The following is a 26,112-nucleotide window of genomic DNA, read 5'->3' as shown; positions in this document are numbered from 1 at the left end:
GCGTCCGGCGTCGCCGCGCGTCCGGCTTCTGCCGACTGCGCGTCGAGCATCAGCGAGCTGGCAGCGGTGGCGACAACAAGGGTGTTCAGAAACGTGCGGCGTTGCATGGTCTCTCTCCTTGGGAATGGCAATTCGGCTGAGTTTGTGTGCCCCCCGATCGATGCCTGATGCACCCCGCTGCGACCGGCGACACCTATCCGCATCACGAAGCGCAGATGGCTCCGGCACAGTGGCGCGTGATCTGGGGAAATTATTGCGGAAGCGTGACAATGACCTGCCACGGCGCGACGGCAAGATGAACCGGCGCGACATGCGCGGCGGTCTGCGCGCACGAATCGCTGCCACATGGTCACGACGGCGGAACGTGCCTGACTTTCGCGCGCAAACAGCGTCTTCACTTCACCGGCCCAACGGTCATCGTTCAGCCGCCGTCGAGCCGCGAGACGAAGGGCAGAAACGGGCCGAGGCTGTGTCCATTCCATCTAGGTCGGCTTATGCCCTTCGCATGACGCGCACGCCCACGACGATCGTCGCGCTCGGCTGTGGGGCGCAATGCGGCCACTTTGAGACATCCAACAAACCCCGCAGGATCGGCGACAATCACGACGAGCCAAGCATATTCCGCGCGACCATGTCCAGTGACCAAAGAAACGTTTGCCGGCGATTCGGTGCAGAATACATGCCGCCCGAAGCGAGCCAGAAGGTAGGGATCGCGCTTGGATCCCTTGAAAATGTGCCGCTTCACGCAGCTCGGCTATCCCCGGAAAACGGTACGTGCGGTTGGTATATTTACGGTGGCGAGCACTCAACGGACGCTGACTTTTATCAGCCGCTTCATGTCGCCCATTTGCTCGAGCGCTGTCCGAACATTGTCCCTTACTTGGCACTGCCGCCGGGGTGGCGTGTATTGCTTGCGCCGGACTATGAGGATGTCTGGTTCGATGGTGAGCTGCTGAAGGACGTCACTGATAGCCTGTAACGACCATGAAGAGACATTCGAAACCAGGTACGTTCGAAACCCTTGTGCTGGCCAGAATTCCCAAGGACTATGAGACCTTTCAAAGCTCAACTCTACGAAATTTGTGACGAGGTTTCTTCTCAGTTTACTGGATGGAACTTTGTGTCCGGACAGTTCAAGAATAGGACTTTGAAGCACACGGATTTAGTTATACACCCGGGGTTTGGCTTTGAGCGCGGAACAACGCCAGTGCAACCAAGCGTGTGCATCGACAACAAGCGTGCGCAAAAGTTGTGCAAATACGTCTTAGGGGCCAGCGCGTCTACCTCGATTGTTAGTCTCCAGACCGTTTCACATCTGCTCCAACACACACCAGAAGAACTGCGCTTAGGATTTTGGATTGTGCAGGATCGCAAGGAATATTTATCGGTTGGTCAGCCAAGCCAGATCGTTCAAGGCAGGACATTGGATATTTCTGGGGCGCGCTCCGCATTGATTTCGATGATGCAAGATGGAATTGCGTTCATTGACAACCACTACGAACTTGGTACTGAGGATAGCTTTTTGAAAGGCTTGCCAGCGAAGTACACCACGCGCCACGTCAATTCGCCTTACGATCAGATGGAAAAATTCAAGGGGGTGGTGGTTTGTATCGCTCACATCTTGTACGGGGATTTTGATTTTGTTGAGCGTTATCGAAGCGACGATTTCAACACGCTGTTTCCCAAGCGCACGGACGATCTCGACAAGATCATTGCAAAGTTGCCAGAATTCAAGAAACGTTTCGCCGAGACTGGCGCAGTCATTTAGAGCACTGTGAACTCCTGCCAGCCCGGCTAGAAGAATGTCCGTTATCGGGATTGCTCATTGTCTCTTCCGGGTCGAGAAGACCCATTCATTGACTGCGAGCAAGCCATTCGCCGACGCTGGTTCGCGAACGGCAGCAAACCAACCTGCAGCCGACGCACAGCCACCCATCGCCGAGCGTCGGGTACGGCCGAAAACACGATGGGCGTGCATCGCTCGCTGGATTCGTAGCAGGCGGCGCAGTGGTTCAAGTCGTTTGCAAGCCCCGAACTGCTTGTGGACCACGCCTGGCAGGCCGTGCTGACCTGACCAATCGCTTCGTGAGCGCCAGGCACGCCTCGCTAGCTTGACGAGGCCACGCCAATGCGGACCGCCAAGCGGCCATACGGTTTTTCACGTGTTCCTGACCGAGGGAGTTCGTCAGTTCTGGGATACGGACTTACGCGCCTGGTCGAAATCGATAATTTTCCTGGTGCCTGGTACATGTCCCAGGGAAGGCCTTCGCGCGTCATGCCCACCCGCACGACGCGCCCTTTTCTCGTTCAGGACGGCCATAGTCATCATCGGGCGGCTCGGCGCAAGCGGGCCACATCGTCACCCGTTAGCAAGATACGAGGCAGGCCTTGCGGCGGCGCGCCGCACTATCTGCTACCGCGCGCCAATCTACTCCCTGTTCAGATAGTTTTTTTCAAGGAATTCTGACCGAAAAGTTTGTGGCGGGGTGGGAATGTCCGGACGACCCTCTGGCGTAAAGTCCATGAGATTCCAGTACGGCCACACCGTGTCAACGTGATTCGCTGATAACTCACTACCCCAGAAGTGAAAAATCTTTCCGCTCTGCCTCCTGAATACGTGCATCACTGGCCATTGCATATCATCTGAGTCTCCCTGGCATCGGTAATCGGACTGATAGGCGGAGCCCGATCCAGAAACCAGTTCGATCTGCGACCAGCCGCGTTGTTTGGCCCATGCATTGATTCGATCCGCGGGGGCTTTGGCAATCGCTACGAATGCGGCGTGTCGAGTGACCTGATACCAGGTGCGATCAAACCCGTCGACCAGCGACGTACACGACGGACAGGGCTTATCCCAGTTCGGACCGAACATAAACGAGTAAAGAAGCAGGGTTTCTTTATCCCCAAATAGTTCGGAGAACTTCACGCTCTTGCCAACTTTGCCATCGTTGGCCCATTGGAAGACGTAGTCCTCTTTTAACTGTCCCCCGGGAGGAAGACCGCGACGCCTATTTGCCACCGATCTCACTTTGTCGACAAGTTCCTGTTCTTCCTTAAGCAACACGTCACGCGCATCGCGATATTCTCTGCTCTCGTTCGGATACCGTAGTTCACTCATTTCGATTCCTCCTGGAAACTGATGTTTGTGTACCCCGCTATCCTGGACACATTGAATATGGCGGCCCGGCTGACAGGAATACATGTTTCGAGGGTACTCCCGTCGAAGGGCAAGACAGGGTCGGACATGGTGACCGGGCAGCCTTCGCAGAATGTCTCGTAGAGTCAAGTGCGCACAAAGCGTGCAGCGCATGCCTGCGATTCCCAAGCAACGTTGTGCGGTGCTCAGCACCATGTCGCGAAGCGCTTCACGAACGGCGCCTCCTGAACGCCCGCGGTGATTGAAGTGCCGCGACGGCACATCGGCCGGCTATTGCGCCATCTCGAGGTCCTTGATGACCGCGGCGAGAAAGCGTGCAGCCTCTCCGCCGGTGACAACCCGATGATCGAATGTCAGGCTCAGCGGCAAGATCCTGTGCACGGCCGGTGCCCCCTCGTGCGCCACGACCTGGTCATGCATCCGCCCGGCGCCAAGAATCGCGACTGTGGGCGGCATCACCACGGGAGCGGCATATTTGCCGGCGATCATGCCGAAGTTCGACAGCGTGATCGTATTGCCACGCATTTCCTCAGGCGGAATCTTGCGTGCGCGAATATCGGCACGCATGCGGTCGAGTCCGGCGCGCAGACCAGCCGCGTCCCGATGCGCGACATCGCGCAGCACCGGCACGAACAAGCCATCCGGCAGATCGACGGCAATGCCCAGATCGATCTTCTCCAGCACATGGCGCCGCACCATCCTCGCGTCGAACCATGCGTTCAGTCCCGGCTCCGCGCGGCACCCGGCCACCAGCGCGCGGATCAGGCGGATCGTCACGTCGGTATGGGGAGGCCATGCGTGAATATCTGCGTCGTCGATCACGGTCGCGGCCGCCACTTCGCTCTGGGCGCGCGCCATGTTCTGCGCCATCGCGCGACGCACGCCATGCAGCACTTCTGGCGGACCTAGCTGCGTGAGCAGCTTTGCTGCCCGTTGTACGTCAGCCGCCGTGATAACGCCTTCCGGACCGGAAGGCGTCACCATCGCGAGATCGATGTCCAGTTTGCGGGCAAGCGCCCGCACCGCCGGCATCGCCTTGATGACGCCAGGCCCCGCTCCCGTGCCAACGCCTGGCGCGGCTGGCGCTTCCTGCACCGGCTGCCGGCCCACCTCCATATGGCCGACTACGGTGCCCGCGTCGGCATCCTCACCACCTTCCTTACCCGCTTCGAAAGCGACGAGCGGCGCTCCCAGATGCACGATGTCACCGGGCTTGCCGAACAGCTTCGCGATGCGGCCCGATTGCGGCGAGGGAATCTCGACGATGGCTTTTGCCGTTTCGACCGACACGAGCGGCTGGTCCGCCCGGATGTCCTCGCCGCTCTTGACGTGCCATTCGACGATTTCCGCTTCCTGGAGGCCTTCGCCCAGGTCGGGCAGCTTGAAGATCTTCATGGTTTCACTGCGCCTCCAGCGCCTGCCTGACCGCGGCGACGATGCGCGCCGTGCCTGGCATGTACTGACTTTCGAGTCTGTAGAGCGGGACGACCACGTCATAGCCCGTGACGCGCTGCACCGGCGCAAGCAACGAGTAGAGTCCACGCTCGGCGATGCCCGCAGCAATCTCCGCGCCTACGCCGCCCGTGCGCGAACCTTCATGCACGATCACGCAGCGGCCCGTTTTCGCCACCGACGCAAGAATCGTCTCCATGTCGAGCGGCTTGAGCGTGGCCACGTCGATCACCTCCGCCATCACGCCCTCCTGCGCAATCAGATCGGCGGCCGCGAGAACCTCCTGCAGCGCTCCGCCCCAACTGACCAGCGTGACATCCGCCCCGTCGCGCAGCACGTAGCAGCAATCGAGCGGCAGCGCTTCGCCGTTGTCCTCCACGGGCTGCCTGAAGAGGCGGTAGAGGCGCGTCGGCTCAAAGAAGATTACCGGATCCGGGTCGCGGATTGCCGCCAGTAGCAGGCCATATGCGCGCGCGGGTGAAGACGGTGTCACGACGCGCACCCCCGGTATGTGCGCGAACAGCGCTTCCGGGCTTTCGGAATGATGCTCCGGCGCGTGAATGCCCGCACCGGCTGGCGACCGGACCACGAGAGGACACGTGAGCCGCCCGCGCGTCCTGTGCCGCAGACGCGACGCATGATTCAGCAAGTGATCGATCGCTGGATAGATGAAGCCGCTGAACTGAATCTCCGCGACAGCTTTGAGGCCCATTGCCGCCATGCCGACGGCCGTGCCGACGATCGCCGTTTCGGCGAGCGGCGTATCGATCACGCGCTGTGCGCCAAAGCGCGTCTGCAAGCCAACGGTCGCGCGAAACACGCCGCCGTTCACGCCGATGTCCTCGCCGAGCAGCACCACCGCGGGGTCGCGCGCAAGCTCCCATGCGAGCGCGGCATTGACCGCCTCGACCATGTTCAGGTCAGCCATTGCCGTTCTCCGTATCCGGCGCAAGCGGAGCAAACCGCTGCGCCATCGCCAGTTGCTCGCGCATGGCGAGCGGCAGCGCCTCATAGAGATGGTCGAACATCGAGGACACGTCAGGCGCGGCGATCGCGAGATACGCCTCGACAGCCTGCTCGACCTGCGCGTGACATGTCTTGCCGAGTTGCTCGTCACGCGCCTTGTCCCAAACGTTCATACGGATCAGGTACGTGCGCAACCGGCGCAGCGGCTCGGATTCCCACTGCTTGCTGACCTCCTCGGCGTCGCGATAGCGCGTGGCATCGTCGGCCGTCGTGTGATCGCCGAGGCGATAGCTGAGCGCTTCGATCAAGGTTGGACCGTCGCCGCGCCGCGCCTTCGCGAGTGCTGCCCCAACCACGTGGTGCATGGCGATCACGTCGTTGCCGTCGACCTGCAGTCCGTCGATTCCCGCCGCAATCGCCTTTTGCGCGAGCGTTTGCGCAGCGCTCTGATGGCTGCGCGGCACCGAAATCGCCCATTGGTTGTTATTGATCACGAGCACGAGCGGCGCGCCCCATGCGCCGGCGAAGTTCATCGCCTCGTAAAAATCTCCCCTGGATGTCGCGCCGTCGCCGAAAAGCGCCACCGCAACGCGCGGCTCCTGGCGCAACTGGAACGCGTAGGCGGCACCCGCCGCGTGGCACACCTGCGTGCCGATCGGCACGCAGTTCGGAAAGTCGAAGCGAGGCACACTGAAATCGCTCCCACGCTCGTCGCCGCCCCAATAGAGCAGACTTTCCGTCATCGTGACGCCGCGCAGCAATTGGGCCGCGTGGTCGCGATAGGAAGGAAACAGCACGTCTTCAGGGCGCATCGCGCTGGCCACGCCGACACCGACCGCCTCCTGGCCAACGGACGACGCGAAGGTGCCGAGTTGACCCGTACGCTGCAGCGCGACCGCTTTCGTGTCGAAGGCCCTTGTCAGCACCATCGCGCGATACAGCGGCAGGAGCGCTGCGGGATCGCGCGCGAAGGCCGGAAGCGGATGCACGGGGTCACCTTCGGGGCCGAGGTACTGCGTGTAGCCGATGTGAAAACTGGCAGCCGTGGTCATGACGGCCTCCTCGATGTTTCCCACATCGTAGGCCTTCTGCCATGTATGTGCTTGTGCGATGCGCCACCCATGCCCCGACCTTCGCGCACATGCTTTCCAGGACCGATTCACGCTCGCGAATGCGGCCAGCACTGCCCTGATCAAACTGCGGCTAGCGCCGCCCGCTGCGGCCCCATACATAGCGCACCCACCGCTGCCACCGGCTCTGCGGCGGCGCGGGCGAGCTGTGCGCAGTCTGCGCATCGCGGTCGCGCTGGACGGACTTCTGCACCTGTTCGTGGATCTGCCGCAAAGTCATGCCGCCAGGGCCTTTGAGTTTGCCTGGGTCAGAAGCAGGATCGCTGTGATGATCGTCTTTCATGAAAGTTTTCCTCAAGCTCACGCCGACAGCGAGCCGATCGTCGATGTTGCCGACGCTTGCCTCGGCGAACCGCATTCATCGACACAAAGTCAGGCAGCGCGGACCTGACTCATTTCCCTTCGGTCATTTCCGGGCATCGGAACGGCCGGAACCGAGTGCCTCGAGCAACGGGCGGAGTGCGTCAAGTTCCGCGCCGAAGCCGCTCCAGTCTCCCGCCTTCAGTCGCTCGATGGCGCGGTCATAGTGGGCAAGTGCCTCTTTTGCGCGCGCGTCCACATTGCCTCGGGGTGGCGAGGCCGCTTGTCCGGTCTCCTTGAAAAGCGCCGCCAGCGCTTCACCCAGGCTGTCCTCCATCACCACACGGTCGCCATAGGCGGCAATCACCCGCTTCAACTCGGGCAACTGGCCGGACGCCGCGCGCAAATAGAGCGGAGAAACGTAGAGAATCGAGTTCTCGATCGGCACGACCACAAGATGACCGCGAATGACGCGTGAGCCCATCTGGTTCCACAGCGAAATCTGCTGCGAGATCTCGGTATTCTGCTGAATGCGCGCTTCAATCTGAAACGGTCCATAGACCAGCTTGTCCTTGGGAAAGACATACACGATCAGCTTGCCGTAGCCGGACGGATCGCAACGCGCCGCCAGCCAGGCAATCATGTTCTCCCGCTGGCTCGGCACCATCGGCAACATGAGGATGAACTCGGCTCGTGCCTCGCCGGGGAGTCGCATGATCGTGTAGTACGGCGGCATCGTGCTCGCGGAGCTCCCGCCATCGATTCCAACCAGCTCCTGGGGAAACTGCCACAGATCCTCGCGGTTGTAGAAGACCTCCGGCGCATCCATATGATAGGCGCGGTAAAGCTGCGCCTGGATCAGGAACAGATCTTCCGGGTAGCGGATATGACGCCGGAGCTCCGGTGGCATCATGTCCAAAGGCTTGAAGAAACCCGGGAAGGTGCGCTCATAGGTGCGCAGGAGCGGATCGGCGGGATCGCTGACATAGAAGTCGACCGTGCCGTTGTACGCGTCGACCACGACCTTGACCGCGTTCCGGATGTAATTGGCGCCGTCGCCGAAACCCGGCCGGGAGTAAGGAAACCACTGGCTGACCGTGTAGGCGTCCAGTATCCAGAACAGGCGCCCATTGCTTGCGACGACATAGGGGTCATGGTCGAGACCCAGGAACGGCGCGATCGTACGCACGCGGTCCTGGATGTTGCGGTGAAGCAGGACCCGGCTCTGGTCTGTGATATAGCCGCTCAGCAGGATGTTGGGATCGTCGAGCTCCCAGGCGAAGAGACTACGTCGCGCCCCGCTGCCGACGCTGACGCCGTCGCGCCCGCTATACGTCGTGTAGGCATTGGTCGGCCTTTGAGGATAGTCGAATTCAGCTACGTTGCCGTTCACGATGACATAATCCTGCCGCCCTTCACCGAAATATAGACGTGGCTCGCGAACGGCCGGGCCGCCGTTGGAGACGGGCGGAATGTCCCGCAAATAGAAGGAAGGTAGGCCTTCGGTGGATTTCTCGGTGACTGGCGACATCACGACGCCAATGCCATGAGTAAAGATAAGGTGCAGGTTCACCCAGGTTTGGGCATTGGGTGCAAGCATTGCCGGTTCCAGTTCACGCGCCGACAGCATCACCTGCCTGTATCCGGCGTCAAGCTGATAGCGGTCGATGTCCACCGAGAGAAATTTGTAGTAAGTCCTGATCTCCTGCAACTGTGCATAGGTATCCATCAGTGGTTGCACATCCCATAGCCGGATGTTGTCGATGGTCGCCCGATTGGCCTGCAGCGAGTCGAGTGTCAATCCCTGCTCGGCCTCAAACGGCTTAACCTCAATCTTTGCGAGACCGTAAGCCTCCCGCGTTAGCGCGATAGTGTGCTCGATATAGGGTGTTTCGAGTTTCAGCTCGCTCGGTTTGACATAGAAGCGCTGAAACAGCGACGGATAGATCACAGCGAACGCAAACGAACTGCCGAATACGAGCAGCGTGAGAACGGCAGGCAGCAGATAGCTGCGCCGGCGCATGTAGATCCAAAGGGCAACGGATGACGCCGCGGCAAGGCCGACAAGCATCCACAGGACCGGCAGCTCGACGTGGACATCGGTATAGCTGGCGCCGACCACGACGCCATTGTCGTCATAGAGCAGCAAAAAGCGCTCGAGCCACCACGACCAGGCCTTCAGCGCAAAGAACACACCGAGCAGTGCCGAACCATGAGTGATGGCAGCGGGAGAAAGCGTTCGTGGTGGCCGCTCCGGCGCGATGTCGCCGCGCACCCCGTACACAGCACCTGCCACGATCGCGCTGAAGAAGACCAGCCACAGCAGCCAGTTCTTGAGCGCGACATAGGCGGGAAGCGAGAAGAGATAAAAGCCGATGTCCCGCTCGAAGATCGGATCGCGCTCGCCCACAGGCACCTGATAAATGAAGCGAAGCGCGACGTCCCAGTTTGAGATCTCGCTGGCGGCGACAAGCAACCCAAGGACGACCGCGACGCAGGCAATGCTGGAGCGCCAGGGAACGCGCGGCGCGATCAGTTCGGCCAGATCGCCGGTAAATTCAGCCGCATCCGGCGAATCGGCGGCGTCCGCTTGCGAGATATCGACGCTCCTCGCGTAACGATGCGCCAAAATCCCGGACAGCCATATCGCGCCCGCCGAAATTGCGAACACCGCCACAAACAGCAGCGCTCTCACGGAAATGATGGTCCAGAAAACGCCACCATAGCCGATCGAAGAGAACCACAGCCAGTCGACCAGGGTACCGGTGATGCGTCCGACGACAAGCAGGCCGGCGATGACGGCCATCGCCGTGATTGCATAGCGTCTCAGGCGCACGCCGGACTTCACTCCCGACCGCATAGTCCCTCCTGTGCAGGCCGCCGCCCCTGCCCTGCCGCGATCGGATCGATCGCGCACTGCCGGTCTGCCGTGAGCGCGACCGAACAGACTGTAACGCAGCCCGGAGAGTCCGCGCGTAGCCACCCCATCACCTGGGTTTGCGTGGAGCGCGTTCAGACCGGTTGAATGATTGTAGTTCTGCGCGGCTATTGACATCGGCAGCGCACGTCCGTACGCCGGTGCGGCCACGCGTCCGTACGCCGGTGCCGTGCGTGGTTGTCGCCGGTGGCGGTGTTCCGATGAACCTGGACTACCATTGGAAGAAGCAGTCTCCACGGCGCAGGTGGTGGTGCATGGGCTGCCGGCGCCCGTTCGATTTGGCCCCTGGCTGGTCAAGCGGGGCTCAAGCGTCCGCGGAGGTCGATATGAGCAGTGAGACACCGAATGAAAGCGGTCCTGATCTGGCGCAGGGCGTGCCCACCGAATCGCTTCGCGAAGCTGGCCTGTTGTCTGGACACGTCGGTAATGACGCGGTGCTGATTGCACGGCTCGGTGATGAATTCTTCGCTATCGACGCTGCCTGTACCCACTATCACGGCCCGCTCGCCGAAGGGTTGATCGTCGAGGGCACGGTACGGTGCCCATGGCATCACGCGTGCTTCAGCCTGCGCACGGGGGAAGCGGTGCGGGCTCCGGCTTTGAGCCCTGTCGCGTGCTGGTCCACGGAGGTTCGGGGCGACAAGGTTGTCGTACTGCACAAAAAGGCACCACCGGCCGCTTCTGTGTCCGCGCCGGCCGGAGCGCCACAGAAGATCGTGATCGTCGGCGGCGGGGCTGCAGGTTTCGCCGCTGCTGAGCGTCTGCGGCGCCTCGGCTACGCGGGCAGTCTCACGATGCTGAGCGACGACGACGCCCCGCCAGTGGACCGGCCGAATCTGTCCAAGGACTATTTGGCCGGCAGCGCGCCTGAGGCGTGGGTGCCGCTTCGAGACGACGCTTTCTATGCAGATCAACGCATTGATCTGCGGCTCAAGGCCGGCGTCGTACGCCTTCACGTCGCCGCGCAGGAAGTGGAACTATCGAATGGGAGCAAGGTGCCCTACGACCGCTTGCTGCTGGCCACGGGAGCCGAAGCGGTTCGCTTGCCGATTCCCGGCATGGATCTGCCGCATGTGCATACCCTGCGCACACTGGCCGACTGCCGCGCCATCATCGCTCGCGCGGCGAGCACGCGGCGCGCGGTCGTGATCGGGGCAAGCTTCATCGGACTGGAAGTGGCGGCATCATTGCGCGCGCGTGGGCTCGAAGTACACGTCGTGGCGCCAGAGCGGCGTCCGATGGAACGTGTGCTGGGGCCACAGATGGGTGAATTCTTGCAGCGCTTGCATGAGGAACACGGCGTCGTCTTCCACCTCGGGAACACCGCCAGCGCGATCGATACGCAGCAGGTATCGCTCGAGGCGGGCGGCAGCGTGGAGGCCGATCTGGTGGTGGCCGGCGTCGGCGTGCGACCACGACTCGCGCTGGCCGAGCAAGCCGGCCTCGCAATCGATCGGGGCGTAATGGTCGATGCCTGCTTGCAGACGAGCGCGCCTGGCGTCTTCGCTGCCGGCGACATTGCTCGCTGGCCCGATCCGCATACTGGCACGGCCATTCGCGTGGAGCATTGGGTTGTCGCTCAACGCCAGGGACAAACGGCGGCGATGAACCTGATTGGCGGACGTGAGAAGTTTGACGCCGTGCCATTCTTCTGGAGCCAGCACTACGACGTCCCGATCAACTATCTCGGACACGCGCAGAGCTGGGACGAGATCTCGGTTGACGGCAATATCGCAGGACGCGACTGTGTCCTGCGCTACAAGCGCGACGGACTTGTCCTCGCCGTGGCCACTATCTATCGCGATGCAGAAAGCCTGCGGGCAGAAGTCGAGCTGGAGCGCACCCTGCCTTGATGCCAGAGCGCTTCCCCGAGGGCCGAACGACGGTTCACGGTCAGGCTGTTTGGCGTGTCACTCGCGGCCACACCCCTTAAGCTTCGACGAAATCCGAACCCATCAAGCCGGAATAAGCTGTGCTCGTGGCACATCGTAAAACGACGAACAACCAGAACCCGTTCACGGTGGGTTGCCAACTGGCAAGCCCCGCAAGCAAAAGTGCATCACTGGCATATAATTCCAACATTGGCTGATTAGGATTTAGACGATGGCGGAAGAGCGACCCATTGGGGCCGAGCGGATGGAGCTGCCGCCTGAGCGCGGCGTTGCACAGTATCAGCGGCTGGCGTCCCTGCTGCGGCACCGGATAGCGAACGGTCAGTACCCGCTCGGCACGCAGCTGCCGCCGATCACGCAGCTTGCAGACGATCTCGGCGTCGCCGTCGTTACCGTCCGGCAAGCATACGAGCTGCTTTCCAAGGAAGGGTTGATCCGCAGCCAGCGGGGCGTCGGGACCCACGTTGCAGCGCTGCCCGCCGCCACGGGCGACCTCGAACAGGTAATCAACAACCCCTTCGCCGCGCCGCAGGCGCTTGTCTTCGAGATACTCGAAGTCCGGCGCTGCACCAAGGTGCCGCTGGAACTGCTCGGACCAGACGACAGGGCGGACGACGACTACGTATGTGTTCGCAAGCTTCACTCCTATTCCGGCGAGCCATTCTGCTACGCCGAAATCTATGTGCCCATGTGGCTTTTCGAATTACTGCCCAAGGACACCGCCAGGAAGCGCAAACTGCTTGCCGCGGTGCTCGACCAACTGGGCGCGCGCTGCAAACGCTTGCGGCAACGCATGGCCGTGATGCCCGCCGATTTTCCTCTATGCGACATGCTGAAGATTCCGTTTGCCTCGCCGGTCGCGAAGATCGCGCGGCGCCTCGTTGACGGTAAAGGCAACGTGCTGTACGCCGGTGCCGCCTGGTATCGGGGCGACCGCTACGTCTCCGAGATGGACCTGCCCGCGTCCGCCCTGAAGACCGCACCCGAAATCACCGAGCCCCAGCGGCGAACTGTCGGGTAAGCCCGTGACTGTCGGGTAAGCCCGTACTTGACGTCATTTTGCGCATGCCTAAACTACTAACATTAGGCATTTAGGTTCAACTCTCCGAAGTTAAATCCTCGTTGGAGTTCGATGCGCATGCGGAACCTTTCCCTCCTCGCCACCCCCTTGCTCGCGTCGCTCGCAAGAGCGTCGGCTACTTGTCCGACCAACTCTGGCGCTTCCGGCTTCATGGCGGCGCAGGCCACCGCCACGGCGATGAAGACCACATGGTGCCAGCCCGAATGAAGCCCGTACCTACCGTGATCCGGGCGGCAGACCTTGCCGCCTACGCGCCGGCCAACCATACCGGCACCTCCAATGTGCGTGTGATTGGCCCCGAGACCGTCGGCGCGACGGCGCTCGAAGTGCTGGTCGGCACGATCGTGAAATCGCACGGTGCGCGGCCGCACGCGCATCCCCACCTGGAGCAATGCGCCTACATGATCGAGGGAACCGGCGAGTCTGGTGCGGAGGGTCGCGTGGAAGCGATGGAGCCCGGGACCTGGGCCTACGTGCCGGCAGGCGTGTTCCATTCGTTTCGCGTGACGAGCGAGCAGCCCGGGCGTGTGCTGGTCGTCTATACGCCACCGTATGGCGAGAACCCGGCGCACACGATCACGGAACCCGAAGGCGCGCCCGGCACGAGCGGTCACGGCAAGGTGCGCGTGCTTGCCGTCGGGGACGCCGCAACGGGCACGGTTCCCCTTATCGACCGGGAGACCGTTGGCGCGCGCTGGGTCGACATTGCTGCGCTGCGCATGAGCGCCGGCAGCGTATCGGCGTGCAGTTCGGAGCCTGATGCCGAGCAGGTTCTCTACGTTGAAAACGGACGGATCGATGCATGTGTCGACGGGCAGGCCTTCGGTCTCGCCCCGGGCGATTTCCTGTTTCTTCCGCGCGGGGCCGCCGCCTCCCTGCGCTCGTTGCCGGAGCAGCCTGCGTCCGGCTTCCTTGTCAAAGGGCGCGTTCCATCCACTGCCTTACCTTCACCAACCATCGGAGACAACTCATGAACGCAAGGATTCTCGCGCAGCCCACCACGTCCACCGGCGCCCCGCTGCCGCTGCCCGCTCTGCCGCAGGACAAGCTCCTGACCGTCAACATCGAGCAGATTCCGCTGATCAAGGATGTCTTCCCGGGCATCCACATCAAGCCGCTGCGCCTCGACCTGGAGCGTGGCGAGTGGGTCTTCATGGCCATCCTCGAACCCGGATGCTCACTGCCGATTCACTACCACACCGGTACGGCGCAGGTGTGGACGATCCAGGGATGCTGGATGTATCGCGAGTACCCCGACCAGCCGCAGACGGCGGGCTCCTATCTGTACGAGCCCGGCGGCTCGGTGCACACCTTCTACACCCCCGCGGACAACACTGAGGACACCATCACGATTGCCTGGATCGAAGGCGCGCAAATCAGTTTCAACGAGGACGGCTCGTTCCATTCGCTCAATGATGCGGTCTCGATCCGGTACGCGCTCGAAGCCCTCGCGGCGGCGCGCAACATCGGGCCGGTGCCCTACATCCGCGGCAATGGCGCGGACGTGGCCGGTTCCTGACCGAAAAGAGGAGCACGGGCCAGATGAAAAACGACTACGACCACGGCGGACCGCTCGCGGGCTTGCGCATTGTCGATATCACCGAAGTCGTCATGGGACCTTCGGCCACACAGATGCTGGCCGACCTTGGCGCCGATGTGATCAAGGTCGAGCCACCCGGCGGCGACATGCTGCGCGCCACCGGTCCTGGCGGGCGCACGGGCGCTGGCCCGCTGTTCCTCAACCTGAACCGCAACAAGCGCAGCATCGTGCTGGATCTGAAGCGTCCCGAAGGCAAGGAGGCGCTGCTGAAGCTGGCGCAGACGGCCGACGCGCTGGTCTACAACGTGCGGCCGCAGGCGATGAAACGACTCGGGCTCGACTATGACGTGCTGCGGCAGGTGAACCCGCGCCTGATCTACGTTGGCACGTTCGGTTTCAGCCAGCGCGGCCGCTATGCGGACATGCGCGCCTTCGACGACCTGATCCAGGCGGCAGTCGCCATCCCCGAAGCCAGCCTGCGGGCCGGTTCGGACGTGCCGCGCTATGCCCCGCTCAATCTCTCGGACCGGGCGACGGGCCTGTACGCCTTCGGAGTGATCTGCGCGGCGCTGCTAGCGCGCGAACGCACCGGCCGCGGCCAGGCGGTCGACGTCCCGATGTTCGAAACGACCGCGCAGATGATGCTGGGCGATCATCTGTACGGCCACACGTTCGTCCCGCCGCGCGGCGGCTTCGGCTATCCGCGGCTGCTCAACCCGCAGCGCAGGCCGTACGCCACACAGGACGGCCTCGTGTGCCTCGTCGTCTACACCGACGAGCAGTGGAAAGCCTTCATGCGCGTGATCGGCGAGGCCGAGCGGTTTGAAAGCGACCCGCGGTTTGCCGATGGTGAAACGCGCACGCAGCATGTCGAGGCGCTGTACCAGATCCTCTCTGATGAGCTGAAAACGAAGACCACGCAGCAATGGCGCGAGCTGCTGGAGCCGCTCGGCATTCCGGTATTGTCGGCACACACTTTCGAGTCGCTGCTCGACGATCCGCACCTGCAGGACATCGGGTTCTTTCAGCAACTCGAACATCCGACCGAGGGCGTACTGCGAACCATGGCGGTGCCCAGCGAATGGCCGCAAACGCCCCTGCCGCCACTGCGCCCGCCGCCTTTGCTTGGCGAGCACAGCGCGCAAGTGCTGGCCGAAGCCGGCTACTCGCCCCAGCAGATCCGCGAGATGGTGCAGGCGGGCGTGACGCAAGTGGCGGCGTGTAGCGAGTCAACGGGAGTCGAAGCATGAGCGAGCTCGTGCACGTCAGCCGGCGGGATGGGCGGCTCATTCTCACCATCGACCGCCCCGAGCGCCGGAATGCGCTCAACGCGGAAGTGATCGGCGCCCTGCAGGATGCGCTTGATTGCGCCAGATCGGACGAGACGATTCGCGCTGTGGTGCTCAGCGGCGCGGGCGACGAGGCGTTCTGTGCCGGCGCCGACCTGGGCGGGGATGCCTTCGCGTTCGACTATGCCACGCCGACCAGCGCCTATGCCGACCTGCTGCGCGCGGCCCGCACGCTGAACGTGCCGCTCGTCGCGCGCGTCAACGGCGCCTGCATGGCCGGCGGCATGGGCCTGCTAGCCATGTGCGATCTCGCGATCACCGCCCGGCATGCCACATTCGGCCTGCCGGAGGCGAAGGTGGGCGTGTTCCCGATGCAGGTGCTCGCCGTGCTGCAGGCTCAGCTGCCGCAACGCTGCCTCGCGCAGCTGTGTCTGACGGGCGAGCCCATCGACGCGGCGCGGGCACGCGAGATCGGCCTGGTGAACGAGGTGGCCGACGACCTCGATGCCGCGCTCGAGCGCCTGCTGTCGCGGCTGCTCGCCAACTCGCCCACCGCGCTGCGGCGCGGCATGTACGCGATGAAGGCGATGCGTTCGATGTCCTTCGAAGAGGCCATCGCGTTCGGCGAAGGGCAGCTCGGCCTGCTGGCACTGACCCAGGACGCGCGCGAGGGCGTGACTGCATTCAAGGAAAAAAGGAAACCGCAATGGACGGGCAAATGACATTCTCGACGCCGGGCAAGGTCGTGCGCATCGGCGGCGCCTCGGGCTTCTGGGGCGACAGCAGCCTCGGGCCGGTGCAACTGGTGCGCTGCGGGGGCATCGATTACCTGGTGTTCGACTATCTCGCCGAGCTCACCATGTCGATTCTCGCGGGCGCGCGGGCGAAGCGGCCGGCGGAGGGCTACGCCATCGACTTCGTCACGGTGGCGCTGCGCTCGGTGCTGAAGCAGGCCGTCGAGCAGCGCATTCGCATCGTCAGCAACGCCGGCGGCGTGAACCCGAAGGGCTGCGCGACAGCGGTGCAGGCTCTGGCCGACGAACTCGGCGTCCCGGTGCGCGTCGCGATCGTCGAAGGCGACGATGTGCTCCCGCTCGCCGCCGCGATGCGAGCGGCCGGCACGGTCGAAATGGCCAGCGGCGAACCGATGCCGGAGCGGCTGGTGTCGGCCAATGCCTATCTGGGGGCACTGCCCGTCGCGCAGGCCCTGGCCGCGGGCGCCGACATCGTGATCACCGGGCGCTGCGTCGATAGCGCCGTCACCCTGGGCGTGCTGATGCACGAGTTCGGCTGGGCGGCCGACGACTTCGACCGGCTCGCGGCCGGCAGTCTGGCCGGCCACATCATCGAATGCGGCTGCCAGGCGACGGGCGGCCTGCACACCGACTGGGCCAGCGTGCCGGACTGGGCGAACATCGGCTATCCGATCGTCGAGTGCCACGAAGATGGCAGCGTTGAAGTCACCAAGCCCGCGGACACTGGCGGCCTCGTCACGCCCGCAACCGTCGGGGAGCAACTGTTGTACGAGATAGGCGATCCGGCCAATTATCTGCTTCCGGACGTGACCTGCGACTTTCGACAGGTGCGCATGGAACAGACCGGGCCGCATCGCGTGCGCGTGACCGGCGCGCGCGGCCGGCCGCCGACCGGCACCTACAAGGTCAGCGCCACCGCGCCGGCGGGCTTCAAGGTGTCAGGACAACTTACCATCGTCGGAATCGACGCCGCAGCGAAGGCGCAGCGCACAGGCGAGGCGCTGCTCGAGCGCGGCCGCCGGCTGCTGCGTGAGCGCGGGTTCACGGATTTCCTGGGCACCCATATCGAGCTGCTCGGCACGGAGTCGGCCTACGGGCCCCACGCGCGCCCGTTGCCGACGCGCGAAGTCGTGTTGCGCCTGACGGTGACGCATGCCGACCGGCGTGCACTCGAGATGTTCAGCCGCGAGTTGGCCGCACCAGGCACATCCTGGTCCCCCGGCACGACCGGTGCTGGTGGGCGTCCCACGGTGTCGCCGGTGCTGCGGCAGTTCGCCTGGCTCATGCCGAAGGAGCAGGTGACGCCGACGGTCACGCTCGGCGAGACGACATTCACCGTGGCGCTGCCGCCACCGCAGCCGCAGGGCGCGCGGGAACCGCTGGTGCCCAGCGAGGGTGCGCTGCCCGCCGGCCCACGCCAGACCGTGCCGCTGCTGAGAATCGCGCTCGGACGCAGCGGCGACAAGGGCGACACTTCCAACATTGGTCTCATCGCGCGGCATCCGGCCCTGCTGCCGGTGCTAAGAGACCAGGTGACGTCGGAACGGGTCGCGACATACCTCGGCCATCTGGTGCGGGGGCCGGTCCAACGTTACGAGCTGCCCGGCATCCATGCCATCAACCTCGTCTGCGAGCGGGCGTTGGGCGGCGGCGGCATGGCATCGATGCGTAACGACCCGCTCGGCAAGGGCATGGCGCAGATGCTGCTCGACATGCCGGTCGACGTCCCCACAGTCATGTTGCAGGAGCTCCCCGCGTGAACTTCGATTTTTCCGAAGACCAGCTTGCAATTCGCGACGCCGTCGAGGTGCTTTGCGCCGACTTCGGTGCCGACTATTGGCTCGAGCGCGACCGCGATGGATGCTGGCCCAGCGAGTTCTGCGATGCCGTTGCACGCGGCGGATGGTTTGGCGTGACCATGCCCAGGGAACATGGCGGCGCCGGCCTCGGCATCTCGGCGGCCGCGATGGTGATGCGCACGATCGGCAAGCTCGGTTCGGCGGCGGTTTCGTCAGTACACCTGAACCTGTTCGGCCCGCAGCCGGTGGTCGTGTTCGGCAGCGAGGCGCAAAAGCAGCGCATGCTGCCGCCGCTGATCGACGGTTCGGATCGCGCCTGCTTCGGCGTGACCGAACCCAACGTCGGTTCCGACACCACACGCATCAGAACCTCCGCCCGCCGCGCCGGCGACCGCTACATCGTCCACGGCCAGAAAGTCTGGACCTCGACCGCCCAGCAAGCGAACAAGATACTGCTCGTGGCCCGCACGACGCCGATCGAGGCATGCGCGCGGCCGATGGACGGCGTGACGCTGTTCTACACCGACATCGACCGTTCGCATGTGCGTATCAGCGAGATCGAGAAGATGGCGCGCAAGGCGGTGGACTCGAACGAACTGTTCATCGACGGGCTGGAAATCCCCGTCGAAGATCGCATCGGCGAGGAAGGCCAGGGCTTCAGGTACCTCCTGCACGGGCTGAACCCGGAGCGCATCCTCGTCGCGGCTGCCGCGCTTGGCGCCGCTGACACAGCGTTGGCGCGGGCCACGGACTACGCCAGGGAACGCGTCGTGTTCGGCCGCCCGATCGGCAAGAACCAGGCGATCCAGCATCCCCTGGCGGAATGCTGGATGCGCCTTCAATCGGCCGAACTGATGATGTGGAAGGCGGCGGCGCTCTATGACGCCGGCAAGCCCTGCGGTGTCGAGGCCACGGCTGCCAAGTACCTGGCCGCGGAGGCCAGTTTCGAGACGTCGTTGCGCGCGGTGCGCACGCACGGCGGCTATGGCTACGCGAAGGAGTACCACGTCGAGCGCGGCTTGCGCGAAAGCGTGCTGTCGCTGCTCGCACCGGTGACGCAGGAACTCGCGCTGTGCTACGTGGCCGAGCAGGCGCTTGGGCTGCCGAAGTCGTACTGACGCGCGCGGCGCGAGACAAAACAGATCCATGGCGTGGCAGCGGTAAGCCAGAAAATACCAACGGTCGATAAACCCGTGCCTGGAGACTGAGAGATGCAAATGGACATCGAGGGAGGACAGTTTCATGAAGAGGTTTGAAGGTAAGGTCGTCATCGTCGCCGGCGCCGCCGGCAAAGACAACATGGGGCAGTGCATTGCGCGACGCTTCGCCGGAGAAGGCGCCAGCGTGGTTGTGGCCGGACGACGCGCGGAGCCACTGGATCAGTTGGCAAGCGAAATAGGAGGCGCCAGCCGGCTTTGCGAATTCACGCGCAAGGAAGACATCGAAGCCCTCGTCGTCTTCGCGCGCGAGCGCTACGGTCGCGTCGATGTCGGCATCAACGCCACGGGCTGGGGACTTCTCCAGCCATTCGAAGACACGAGTGAGGAAGAACTGCAGGCGATGATGGATCTCCAGTTCAAGGGCCCATTTCAGTTCATGCAGGCGCTCGTGAAAGCAATGAAGCAAAGTCCGACCCCGGGTGGCTCGATCATCATGATCTCGTCGGCGACCGCGACGATCATGCTCGAGAACCACGCGGCCTATATGGGCACCAAGGCTGGCACTGACCACGTCGTGCGATGTGTGGCCAACGAATTCGGCCACCTGGGAATTCGCGCGAATTCGATCTCTCCCGGCATCACTCGCACGCCGATGTCGGGCGACGCCCTGAACGTCCCGGAAATACTTCGGGCCTTCGAGGCCGGCTATCCGCTCGGACGCATTGGCACTGCGGAGGACGTCGCCGAAGCCGCTCTGTGGCTGGCAAGCGATGCGTGCTTCATGACGGGACAGAACCTGCAGGTCAATGGCGGACTAACGCTGCGCCGCAATCCGACAGCGACAGAAATGGGCGACGCCTATGCCCGGGTTGTTGCTGACCTGTCCGCATGACGTAAACATTGGGATAGGCAGGATTGAGTAATCGGCCACGGCCAAAGTGTCGAGTCGTGAGATAAACGATTAGTTTTCCTAATTGCAAACCATAGTTAATCAAAGGAAATGGCGTGAGGAACTTCACACTACTATCCCCTGAATTCAAGGATCTGGAACGGCTGCAACCGGTGCATGAGTTCGATGGCTTCGACGGGACCGGCCATAACCGTTCGCCCTCCCTGCAATGGCACGGCGCGCCGGAAGGCACCAGGAGCTTCGCGCTGACGCTGTACGACCCGGACGCACCCACCGGCAGCGGCTTCTGGCACTGGATACTGTTCGATATCGATTCGTCTGTCACCGAGCTTGCCGCCGGCGCAGGCTCCGCCGACGCCACTCACCTGGGCGCCAGCGGCACTCAAGCCATCAACGACTACGGCACCACCGGCTACGGCGGTCCCTGCCCACCCAAGGGCTTGCCGGCGCACCGCTATATCTTCACCGTGCATGCGCTGGGTGTGCCCAAGCTGGAACTGCCGGCCAACGTGCCCAACGCGGTGGTCCGCTTCCTGATCCATCAGAACACGCTCGCCATGGCCACCCTGACCGGCCTCTACAACCGCTGACGATGCGCGTGCATGGGGCGGCACGATCGAATGATTTAGCGCATTGCAACTCCCCCACTTTGGAGACTGCAAGATGAGAACGGACCTGGCCAAAACGGTACTGATACTGCTGGCATTGATGGCGACGCCGCTCGCCACGAAGGCTTGGGAACGCGGCAAGGTCGAGACATTTGCGACGTTGCCCCCCGGCGAGGCGCATCCTGAGGGTATCGCCCTGGACCATGACGGCAACGTCTACGTCGTAACGGTCGCGGCGAACAAACCTGAGACGAGTGAGGGAACGCTCATTGTGTTCGACCCTCAGGGCGAGCACCCACGGACTGTTCGAATCAAGGGCTCAAGCAGGCTATTGCTCGATGTTGGTTTCAATCCGCAGACCGGCAAGTTGCTCGTAATCGATTACCAGTCTGGGAAAGTCCTGAGCGTCAACCCCGATACGGGTGTCTCGTCTGTATTCATGACGGTCACGGGCAAGAACCCCGGCCTTGACGGAATGACGTTCGACGCCGCCGGCAACGTGTACGTAACCGACTCCCATCAGGGCATCATCTGGAAAACTGGACCAGGCGGCGGCGAAGGGGTGGCGTGGGTCAAAAGCCCACTGCTCAGTCCGACAAGGCCAGCGCCGCGCATCGGCGCGAATGGTCTGGCGTTCAACAAGGAGCGGACAGCGCTGTTTGTCGCCAACACATCGACCGACACGATTGTGAAAATACCGGTGACTGGCTCGACGCTTGAACCTGGCACGCCGGAGGTCTTCGTCAATCGCGTCGGCGGCGGCCCCGACGGCCTGATCATTGACGAGCACGACAACATCTGGATTGCATGCAACCAGTCCAACGAGATTCTCGTGCTCGAGCCGACACAGGGGCGAGTGATTGCAAAGCTCGGCGATTTCGGCGGAATCGATCGCGAGGGGGCGCCCATAGGTCTCCTTTGGTCGAATAGTCTGGTGTTCCGCGGTGACGACGTTCTCGTCACTAACCTGTCGCTCGACCTCGGCGCGGTTCTTTCGCAGGATCAACGGACAATCGATGGACCGTGGGCTCACCAGGTGAAAGTCCACACGATTTCGAAAATCAGGAAGCGGATACCGCAAAGTCCAGACCTCGAACTCGCCGCGCGCCAACAAGATCCTGCTGCTCCACTTCACTGATTTCGACCACTCGCGTGCGCATTTCAGGCGCGATCGAGAAGACGGGGCTAAAGACAAGGATTGCGAGGTTGCAATCCAGGCGAAGACAAAGTGGGCCGCTCGAAATGCGCGGCCGAATAACAAAGGAGACAGACATGCCGTTCTTTGCAAAGACGCTCTGCGGAGCTACGTTGCTGCTCGCGGCCGCAGGGGCGGCCGCGCAGTCGAACGTCACGCTGTACGGCATTGCGGATGCATTCGTGCAATACCTGAATAATGGCGGAAGAACTTCTTATTCGCAAAGAAGCGGCGGTGCAGCAGGTTCGCGGATCGGACTGGCGGGGAAAGAGGATCTGGGCGGAGGGCTTGAGGCAAAGTTCGACGTTGAAACGGGCTACAACCTCAACAACGGGTCGCTATTCGCTGACACGACTACGTTGTTCTATCGTCAGGCATGGGTCGGGCTGGTTGATCATAAATACGGTTCGCTGACGTTTGGACGACAGTATCAGCCAACCTTCACCGTCGTTTATGGCGCCGATCCCTTTGGTCTCAGCGAAACCTTGTCGCCGCTTTCAGCAGCGGTGCTGGCCGTAGACAGGAATACGCTCTCGACACAGAGCATAACTGGACGCACGAGCAATGCCATGCTCTATCAGTCGCCGGACATGGGTGGCCTGCGGCTTTACGCAATGTACGCGTTTGCCGCAACGGTAACGCAACCCGTGCCCGCCTCGACGGGCAACGTCCTGGATCTGGCTGCAACGTACACAGGGCATGGGCTGTATGCGGGTTTCGCTTATCAATACCAGCATCCTGGAACGGAGACGATCGCTGTCGGGCCTTTTTCTTCGTTAAACCTGGTTGCAACCGAGCATTTCACCGGCGCACTCACATACCGCTTCGGGATTGTGAACATTCAGCTAGTCTATACGTACGCGCGGCCGAAGGACGCGTCGCGTGGCTCAGCGGCAGCGTCCGTCGGGGCTGCACATCCTGTCAGCATCGCCCAGATCGGCGCAACGATCCAGGCAACACCAGTGGACGTTATCGAAGTGGCAGGCCTTGAACGCAACGTGCGCGGGTCGCACGACAACACGCCCGCCATCGAACTCGGCTACGACCACTTCCTTTCGAAGCGTACGAGCCTGTACGTACGGGCTGGCTATATGAAGAACAACGGCAATGCAGTAACCAGTTGGCCCGGGATACGGGTTGTCACCCCTACGGGCGCTCCGGACTTTGGTGCGTCTCAGACACTGGTCGCTGCGGGCATATCCCACCGCTTTTGATGTTCCAGTCACGCCTCACGCGCGGCCAGTGATGCTCGGCTGAACCGTGAGGCTCGCGAATTACACAGCATCACCAGCCCTTCGGCAAGCACTCGTCCCAGGCGCTCAGCATCGACCGGCGGCATGTTAGCGGCGATGAATACGCGGCGTCCAGAAGTGTCGGCCGCGCAGTCCAGCGTGCGGTGAGTGGTCTCGTCTGGCAGGCAACCCACGGCTACCGCGCGTGAATGGCAGATGAAGTACCGGGACGTCGCCGTCCTTACGCACCGGGTGGCGGCAACGGGTCGGGGTTATGCCGTTTGCATGACACGCGCGCACGAGTCCTGGACCCGGGCCCATCACGCGCGCGGACACGCAATGCGTGACCCGAACACAGCTTCAACATATTTTCATTTTCAATGACGAAAGGTCGATGAACCTTATTGCGAATCTGTCGATTGATTTACGTTTTGCGAGAGCATTTCTCGTAAGACGTCCGCCAGGCCGCAATCGTCGTCAATCGAAAACTTGCGTCAGTGCACCTGGCAACAGGTCCCTGTTACAAAAAATTAACGCTAATCACGCTGCGGGCGTTCTACATTCAATAGGAGTGTTTGTCACAGCCGACCATGCCGCAACTTTGTTCATGTGCAGGGCCGAACACGCTGGCATCTCAGGACAGGCTGGGATCACACTCGTGTTGAAGTCGTGACCGACACGCTGGCGGTGACCAGCGCTCGCGGCCTGTGGCAGTTGAAGCGGTTGCAAGTAGGGCGAGCGGGATAGGTTGGGAACAAGGCGCGCCGACGGCAACATCGTTGAACTCCTGGACGAGGGGAGCGCGCGGCTGCTCCTGCTGTTTCACTGCCCAAAACGACCGGTCCCGCTGTTATGGGTCGCATCTGGATAAGGAGTCTTCCATGCGACGCAACAACGCAGCCGTACTTCTGATTGGAATTCCAGTTGTCATGGCAACCAGCAGCACATGGTCAGCCACACCGGTCTCGGGTCCCAGCCCCTTTGCCAGTTGCACTATCGGAGGATCCAGCACTGGCACTAACTATGTGAACGCCGAGGTCGAACCCTGGCTGGCCGTGAATCCCGCCATTTCCACGAACCTGATCGGGGTATGGCAGCAGGACCGCTGGTCGGACGGCGGCGCGCACGGTCTGGTTGCCGGTTTCTCTCTCGACGGCGGTGCGACATGGGGGGAGACGCCCCTGCCCTTCAGCGCCTGTGCCGGCGGGCTCGGGTATGAGCGGGCCTCCGACCCATGGGTGTCGATCGGACCAGATGGCACGGCCTATACGGTATCGATTTCGTTCAACGCGTCGAACAACAATAACGCGGTGGCTGCCGCGGTTTCGCACGATTTCGGCAAGACATGGGGCAATCTGAGCGTCCTCATCGCCAACAACGAGCCCACCACGCAGTTCTTCAATGACAAAGAGTCGGTGACGGCCAACCCGATCAAAGCCGGCGTTGCGTATGCGGTCTGGGACCGGCTCGAGTCGCCAAACGGCAACCCGTACGCGGATCTGCACGCTGCTGCGTTCCGGGGACCGACGTTCTTCGCGAAAACGGTCAATGGTGGTCAAACCTGGAGCTCACCGAAGATCATTGTGAATCTTCCCTCGCGGCAGCAGACGATCGGCAACCAGATCGTGGTCAATTCGCAGGACGGCACGCTCTATGACTTCTTCGACATGTTCAGGCCACCCTTCAACGTCACGGCCAGCAAGGTTGCATTCATCAAGTCGACGGACGATGGTGGCACCTGGACGAAGCCGCAGATCATCGCGGACCTGCGAACCGTTGGGGTCACGGATCCCAACACCGGCGAGCCTCTGCGTACGGGCGATACCATTCCCGAACCCGCTATTGACCCGGTGACCGGCCAGCTCTACGTAGTGTGGCAAGACTCGCGCTTCAATGGCGGCCTGTTCGACGAAATCGCGCTATCGACATCCACCGACGGCGGTAACACGTGGAGCGCGCCGGTCCGCGTGAACACGCCGACAGGGCGGCCAGCGTTCAATCCGTCGGTTCGCGTCAATTCCGCCGGCACCGTGGCCGTCACCTATTACGATTTCCGCAATCTCCCGGCTGGCGACACGACGACGTTGCCCACGGATATCTGGCGCACCACGTCCACCGACGGCGGGCAGAGCTTTGGCAGCGAACTGCATGTCGCCGGTTCCTTCGATATGAAAACGGCCCCGAACTCCAGAGGCTTTTTTGTGGGCGACTATCAGGGGCTCGATGTCAGGGGGACGACGTTTGTACCATTCTTTGTGCAAACGAATTCGGGAAATACGGCCAACCGCACTGATGTGTTTGCTGCACCGTAGTTGATGGAGGCGCGGCCGGGTGCAGGCTCCCGGCCATTCCCGCATCACGCATGAAAAGCGCCACTTCGTCGGTGCAAGCCGCCAGCGAAGCGGCCAACACGCCCGATAGTTCGCCATCCCGACAAACCAGCCGATGCTACGCCATCGGCGCGATCAGGATCGGATAACCGAGCGTTTCTCCCAGCAGCGTGGTGCACGCCGTGGCCGCAGAAATATCGGCCAGTGCACGCGGCATGATTTTCACGCGATCGAACGCGCTGCGATTCTCGCGCTGCGTGATGCCGTCTGCCGCCGCGCCCGCGATATACCCGTGAACGGCGGGATCGACGCGCGCACGGAAGTACCGTTCGTAGTCGGACAGCTAAACGGTATCGGCGGGAATGTTCATCGTGCGAC

Annotated in this window: 23 protein-coding genes; 17 read left to right on the top strand and 6 right to left on the bottom strand. The window is 62.6% G+C overall.

All coding sequences use genetic code 11. The annotated features are described in order from the left end of the window. Positions 1-229 precede the first annotated feature (229 nt). Both VSR34_RS16235 and VSR34_RS16230 read left to right on the top strand, forming a co-directional pair. The gene (locus VSR34_RS16235; protein ID WP_342962922.1) at positions 230-979 is read left to right on the top strand and encodes a hypothetical protein; all 750 of its coding nucleotides are present in this window, start codon (positions 230-232) and stop codon (positions 977-979) included. Between the two features lie 168 nt (positions 980-1,147). Further along, complete coding sequence (locus VSR34_RS16230; protein ID WP_342962921.1) at positions 1,148-1,768, top strand: hypothetical protein; 621 nt, start codon at positions 1,148-1,150, stop codon at positions 1,766-1,768. 660 nt (positions 1,769-2,428) lie between these two features. Here VSR34_RS16230 and VSR34_RS16225 read toward each other — a convergent pair. From VSR34_RS16225 to pdhA, 4 genes are all read right to left on the bottom strand, one after another. Beyond that, complete coding sequence (locus VSR34_RS16225) at positions 2,429-3,118, bottom strand: DUF899 family protein (protein ID WP_342962920.1); 690 nt, start codon at positions 3,116-3,118, stop codon at positions 2,429-2,431. Between the two features lie 309 nt (positions 3,119-3,427). Further along, the gene (locus tag VSR34_RS16220) at positions 3,428-4,552 is read right to left on the bottom strand and encodes a dihydrolipoamide acetyltransferase family protein (RefSeq protein WP_028231074.1); all 1,125 of its coding nucleotides are present in this window, start codon (positions 4,550-4,552) and stop codon (positions 3,428-3,430) included. Between the two features lie 4 nt (positions 4,553-4,556). After that, positions 4,557-5,537: an alpha-ketoacid dehydrogenase subunit beta gene (locus tag VSR34_RS16215; protein ID WP_342962919.1), complete on the bottom strand. Its 981-nt coding sequence runs from the start codon at positions 5,535-5,537 to the stop codon at positions 4,557-4,559. After that, complete coding sequence (pdhA, locus tag VSR34_RS16210) at positions 5,530-6,627, bottom strand: pyruvate dehydrogenase (acetyl-transferring) E1 component subunit alpha (RefSeq protein ID WP_342962918.1); 1,098 nt, start codon at positions 6,625-6,627, stop codon at positions 5,530-5,532. Before pdhA ends, VSR34_RS16215 begins: the two co-directional genes overlap by 8 nt. A gap of 226 nt (positions 6,628-6,853) precedes the next feature. Here pdhA and VSR34_RS16205 point away from each other — a divergent pair, with 226 nt between their 5' ends. Beyond that, positions 6,854-7,096 carry a hypothetical protein gene (locus VSR34_RS16205; protein ID WP_342962917.1) on the top strand — a complete coding sequence of 81 codons (243 nt, stop codon included), beginning with the start codon at positions 6,854-6,856 and terminating at the stop codon, positions 7,094-7,096. Positions 7,097-7,111: 15 nt separating this feature from the next. On the opposite strand, the gene VSR34_RS16200 is transcribed toward VSR34_RS16205, so the two are convergent. Beyond that, positions 7,112-9,865 (bottom strand): UPF0182 family protein, encoded by a 2,754-nt coding sequence (locus VSR34_RS16200; protein ID WP_342962916.1) that lies wholly within the window; start codon positions 9,863-9,865, stop codon positions 7,112-7,114. A 404-nt stretch (positions 9,866-10,269) separates the two neighbouring features. On the opposite strand from VSR34_RS16200, the gene VSR34_RS16195 reads away from it, so the two are divergent. The 14 genes from VSR34_RS16195 to VSR34_RS16130 all read left to right on the top strand — a co-directional run bounded on the left by VSR34_RS16195 (position 10,270) and on the right by VSR34_RS16130 (position 25,716). Continuing rightward, positions 10,270-11,796 (top strand): FAD-dependent oxidoreductase, encoded by a 1,527-nt coding sequence (locus VSR34_RS16195; protein ID WP_342962926.1) that lies wholly within the window; start codon positions 10,270-10,272, stop codon positions 11,794-11,796. A gap of 250 nt (positions 11,797-12,046) precedes the next feature. Then, the gene (locus VSR34_RS16190) at positions 12,047-12,856 is read left to right on the top strand and encodes a GntR family transcriptional regulator (protein WP_342962915.1); all 810 of its coding nucleotides are present in this window, start codon (positions 12,047-12,049) and stop codon (positions 12,854-12,856) included. 117 nt (positions 12,857-12,973) lie between these two features. Beyond that, a complete protein-coding gene (locus tag VSR34_RS16185) occupies positions 12,974-13,123 on the top strand; it encodes a hypothetical protein (protein ID WP_342962914.1) in 150 nt (49 codons plus the stop codon). Beyond that, a complete protein-coding gene (locus VSR34_RS16180) occupies positions 13,120-13,890 on the top strand; it encodes a cupin domain-containing protein (protein WP_063625112.1) in 771 nt (256 codons plus the stop codon). The genes VSR34_RS16185 and VSR34_RS16180 overlap by 4 nt, the downstream gene beginning before the upstream one ends. Continuing rightward, entirely contained in the window at positions 13,887-14,435 is a 549-nt protein-coding gene (locus VSR34_RS16175; protein WP_342962913.1) for a 2,4'-dihydroxyacetophenone dioxygenase family protein, read from the top strand. The genes VSR34_RS16180 and VSR34_RS16175 overlap by 4 nt, the downstream gene beginning before the upstream one ends. Before the next feature lie 23 nt (positions 14,436-14,458). Beyond that, positions 14,459-15,706 carry a CoA transferase gene (locus tag VSR34_RS16170; RefSeq protein ID WP_028214203.1) on the top strand — a complete coding sequence of 416 codons (1,248 nt, stop codon included), beginning with the start codon at positions 14,459-14,461 and terminating at the stop codon, positions 15,704-15,706. Continuing rightward, positions 15,703-16,467 carry an enoyl-CoA hydratase-related protein gene (locus VSR34_RS16165; RefSeq protein ID WP_028214202.1) on the top strand — a complete coding sequence of 255 codons (765 nt, stop codon included), beginning with the start codon at positions 15,703-15,705 and terminating at the stop codon, positions 16,465-16,467. The genes VSR34_RS16170 and VSR34_RS16165 overlap by 4 nt, the downstream gene beginning before the upstream one ends. Then, entirely contained in the window at positions 16,452-18,260 is a 1,809-nt protein-coding gene (locus VSR34_RS16160) for an acyclic terpene utilization AtuA family protein (protein ID WP_342962912.1), read from the top strand. Before VSR34_RS16165 ends, VSR34_RS16160 begins: the two co-directional genes overlap by 16 nt. Beyond that, on the top strand, positions 18,257-19,417 hold the full coding sequence (locus VSR34_RS16155) for an acyl-CoA dehydrogenase family protein (RefSeq protein WP_028214200.1): 1,161 nt from the start codon (positions 18,257-18,259) through the stop codon (positions 19,415-19,417). Before VSR34_RS16160 ends, VSR34_RS16155 begins: the two co-directional genes overlap by 4 nt. Positions 19,418-19,541: 124 nt before the next feature. After that, entirely contained in the window at positions 19,542-20,351 is an 810-nt protein-coding gene (locus VSR34_RS16150) for an SDR family oxidoreductase (protein ID WP_028214199.1), read from the top strand. 113 nt (positions 20,352-20,464) lie between these two features. After that, complete coding sequence (locus VSR34_RS16145) at positions 20,465-20,959, top strand: YbhB/YbcL family Raf kinase inhibitor-like protein (RefSeq protein WP_028214198.1); 495 nt, start codon at positions 20,465-20,467, stop codon at positions 20,957-20,959. 73 nt (positions 20,960-21,032) lie between these two features. Further along, positions 21,033-22,115, top strand: coding sequence for an SMP-30/gluconolactonase/LRE family protein (locus VSR34_RS16140; protein ID WP_051391103.1), 1,083 nt, complete (start codon positions 21,033-21,035; stop codon positions 22,113-22,115). 134 nt (positions 22,116-22,249) lie between these two features. Continuing rightward, positions 22,250-23,386 (top strand): porin, encoded by a 1,137-nt coding sequence (locus VSR34_RS16135; protein ID WP_028214197.1) that lies wholly within the window; start codon positions 22,250-22,252, stop codon positions 23,384-23,386. Between the two features lie 947 nt (positions 23,387-24,333). Beyond that, entirely contained in the window at positions 24,334-25,716 is a 1,383-nt protein-coding gene (locus VSR34_RS16130; protein ID WP_028214196.1) for a sialidase family protein, read from the top strand. Positions 25,717-25,852: 136 nt separating this feature from the next. Here VSR34_RS16130 and VSR34_RS16125 read toward each other — a convergent pair whose 3' ends face one another. Continuing rightward, the gene (locus tag VSR34_RS16125; RefSeq protein ID WP_255217810.1) at positions 25,853-26,077 is read right to left on the bottom strand and encodes an alpha-hydroxy-acid oxidizing protein; all 225 of its coding nucleotides are present in this window, start codon (positions 26,075-26,077) and stop codon (positions 25,853-25,855) included. Between the last annotated feature and the right edge of the window lie 35 nt (positions 26,078-26,112).

Source organism: Paraburkholderia sp. JHI2823, assembly GCF_038900695.1.
GTDB classification, from domain to species: Bacteria; Pseudomonadota; Gammaproteobacteria; order Burkholderiales; family Burkholderiaceae; genus Paraburkholderia; species Paraburkholderia mimosarum.
The sequence above is the reverse complement of the archived record's forward strand: the minus strand, read 5'-3'. Positions and strand labels throughout refer to the sequence as shown.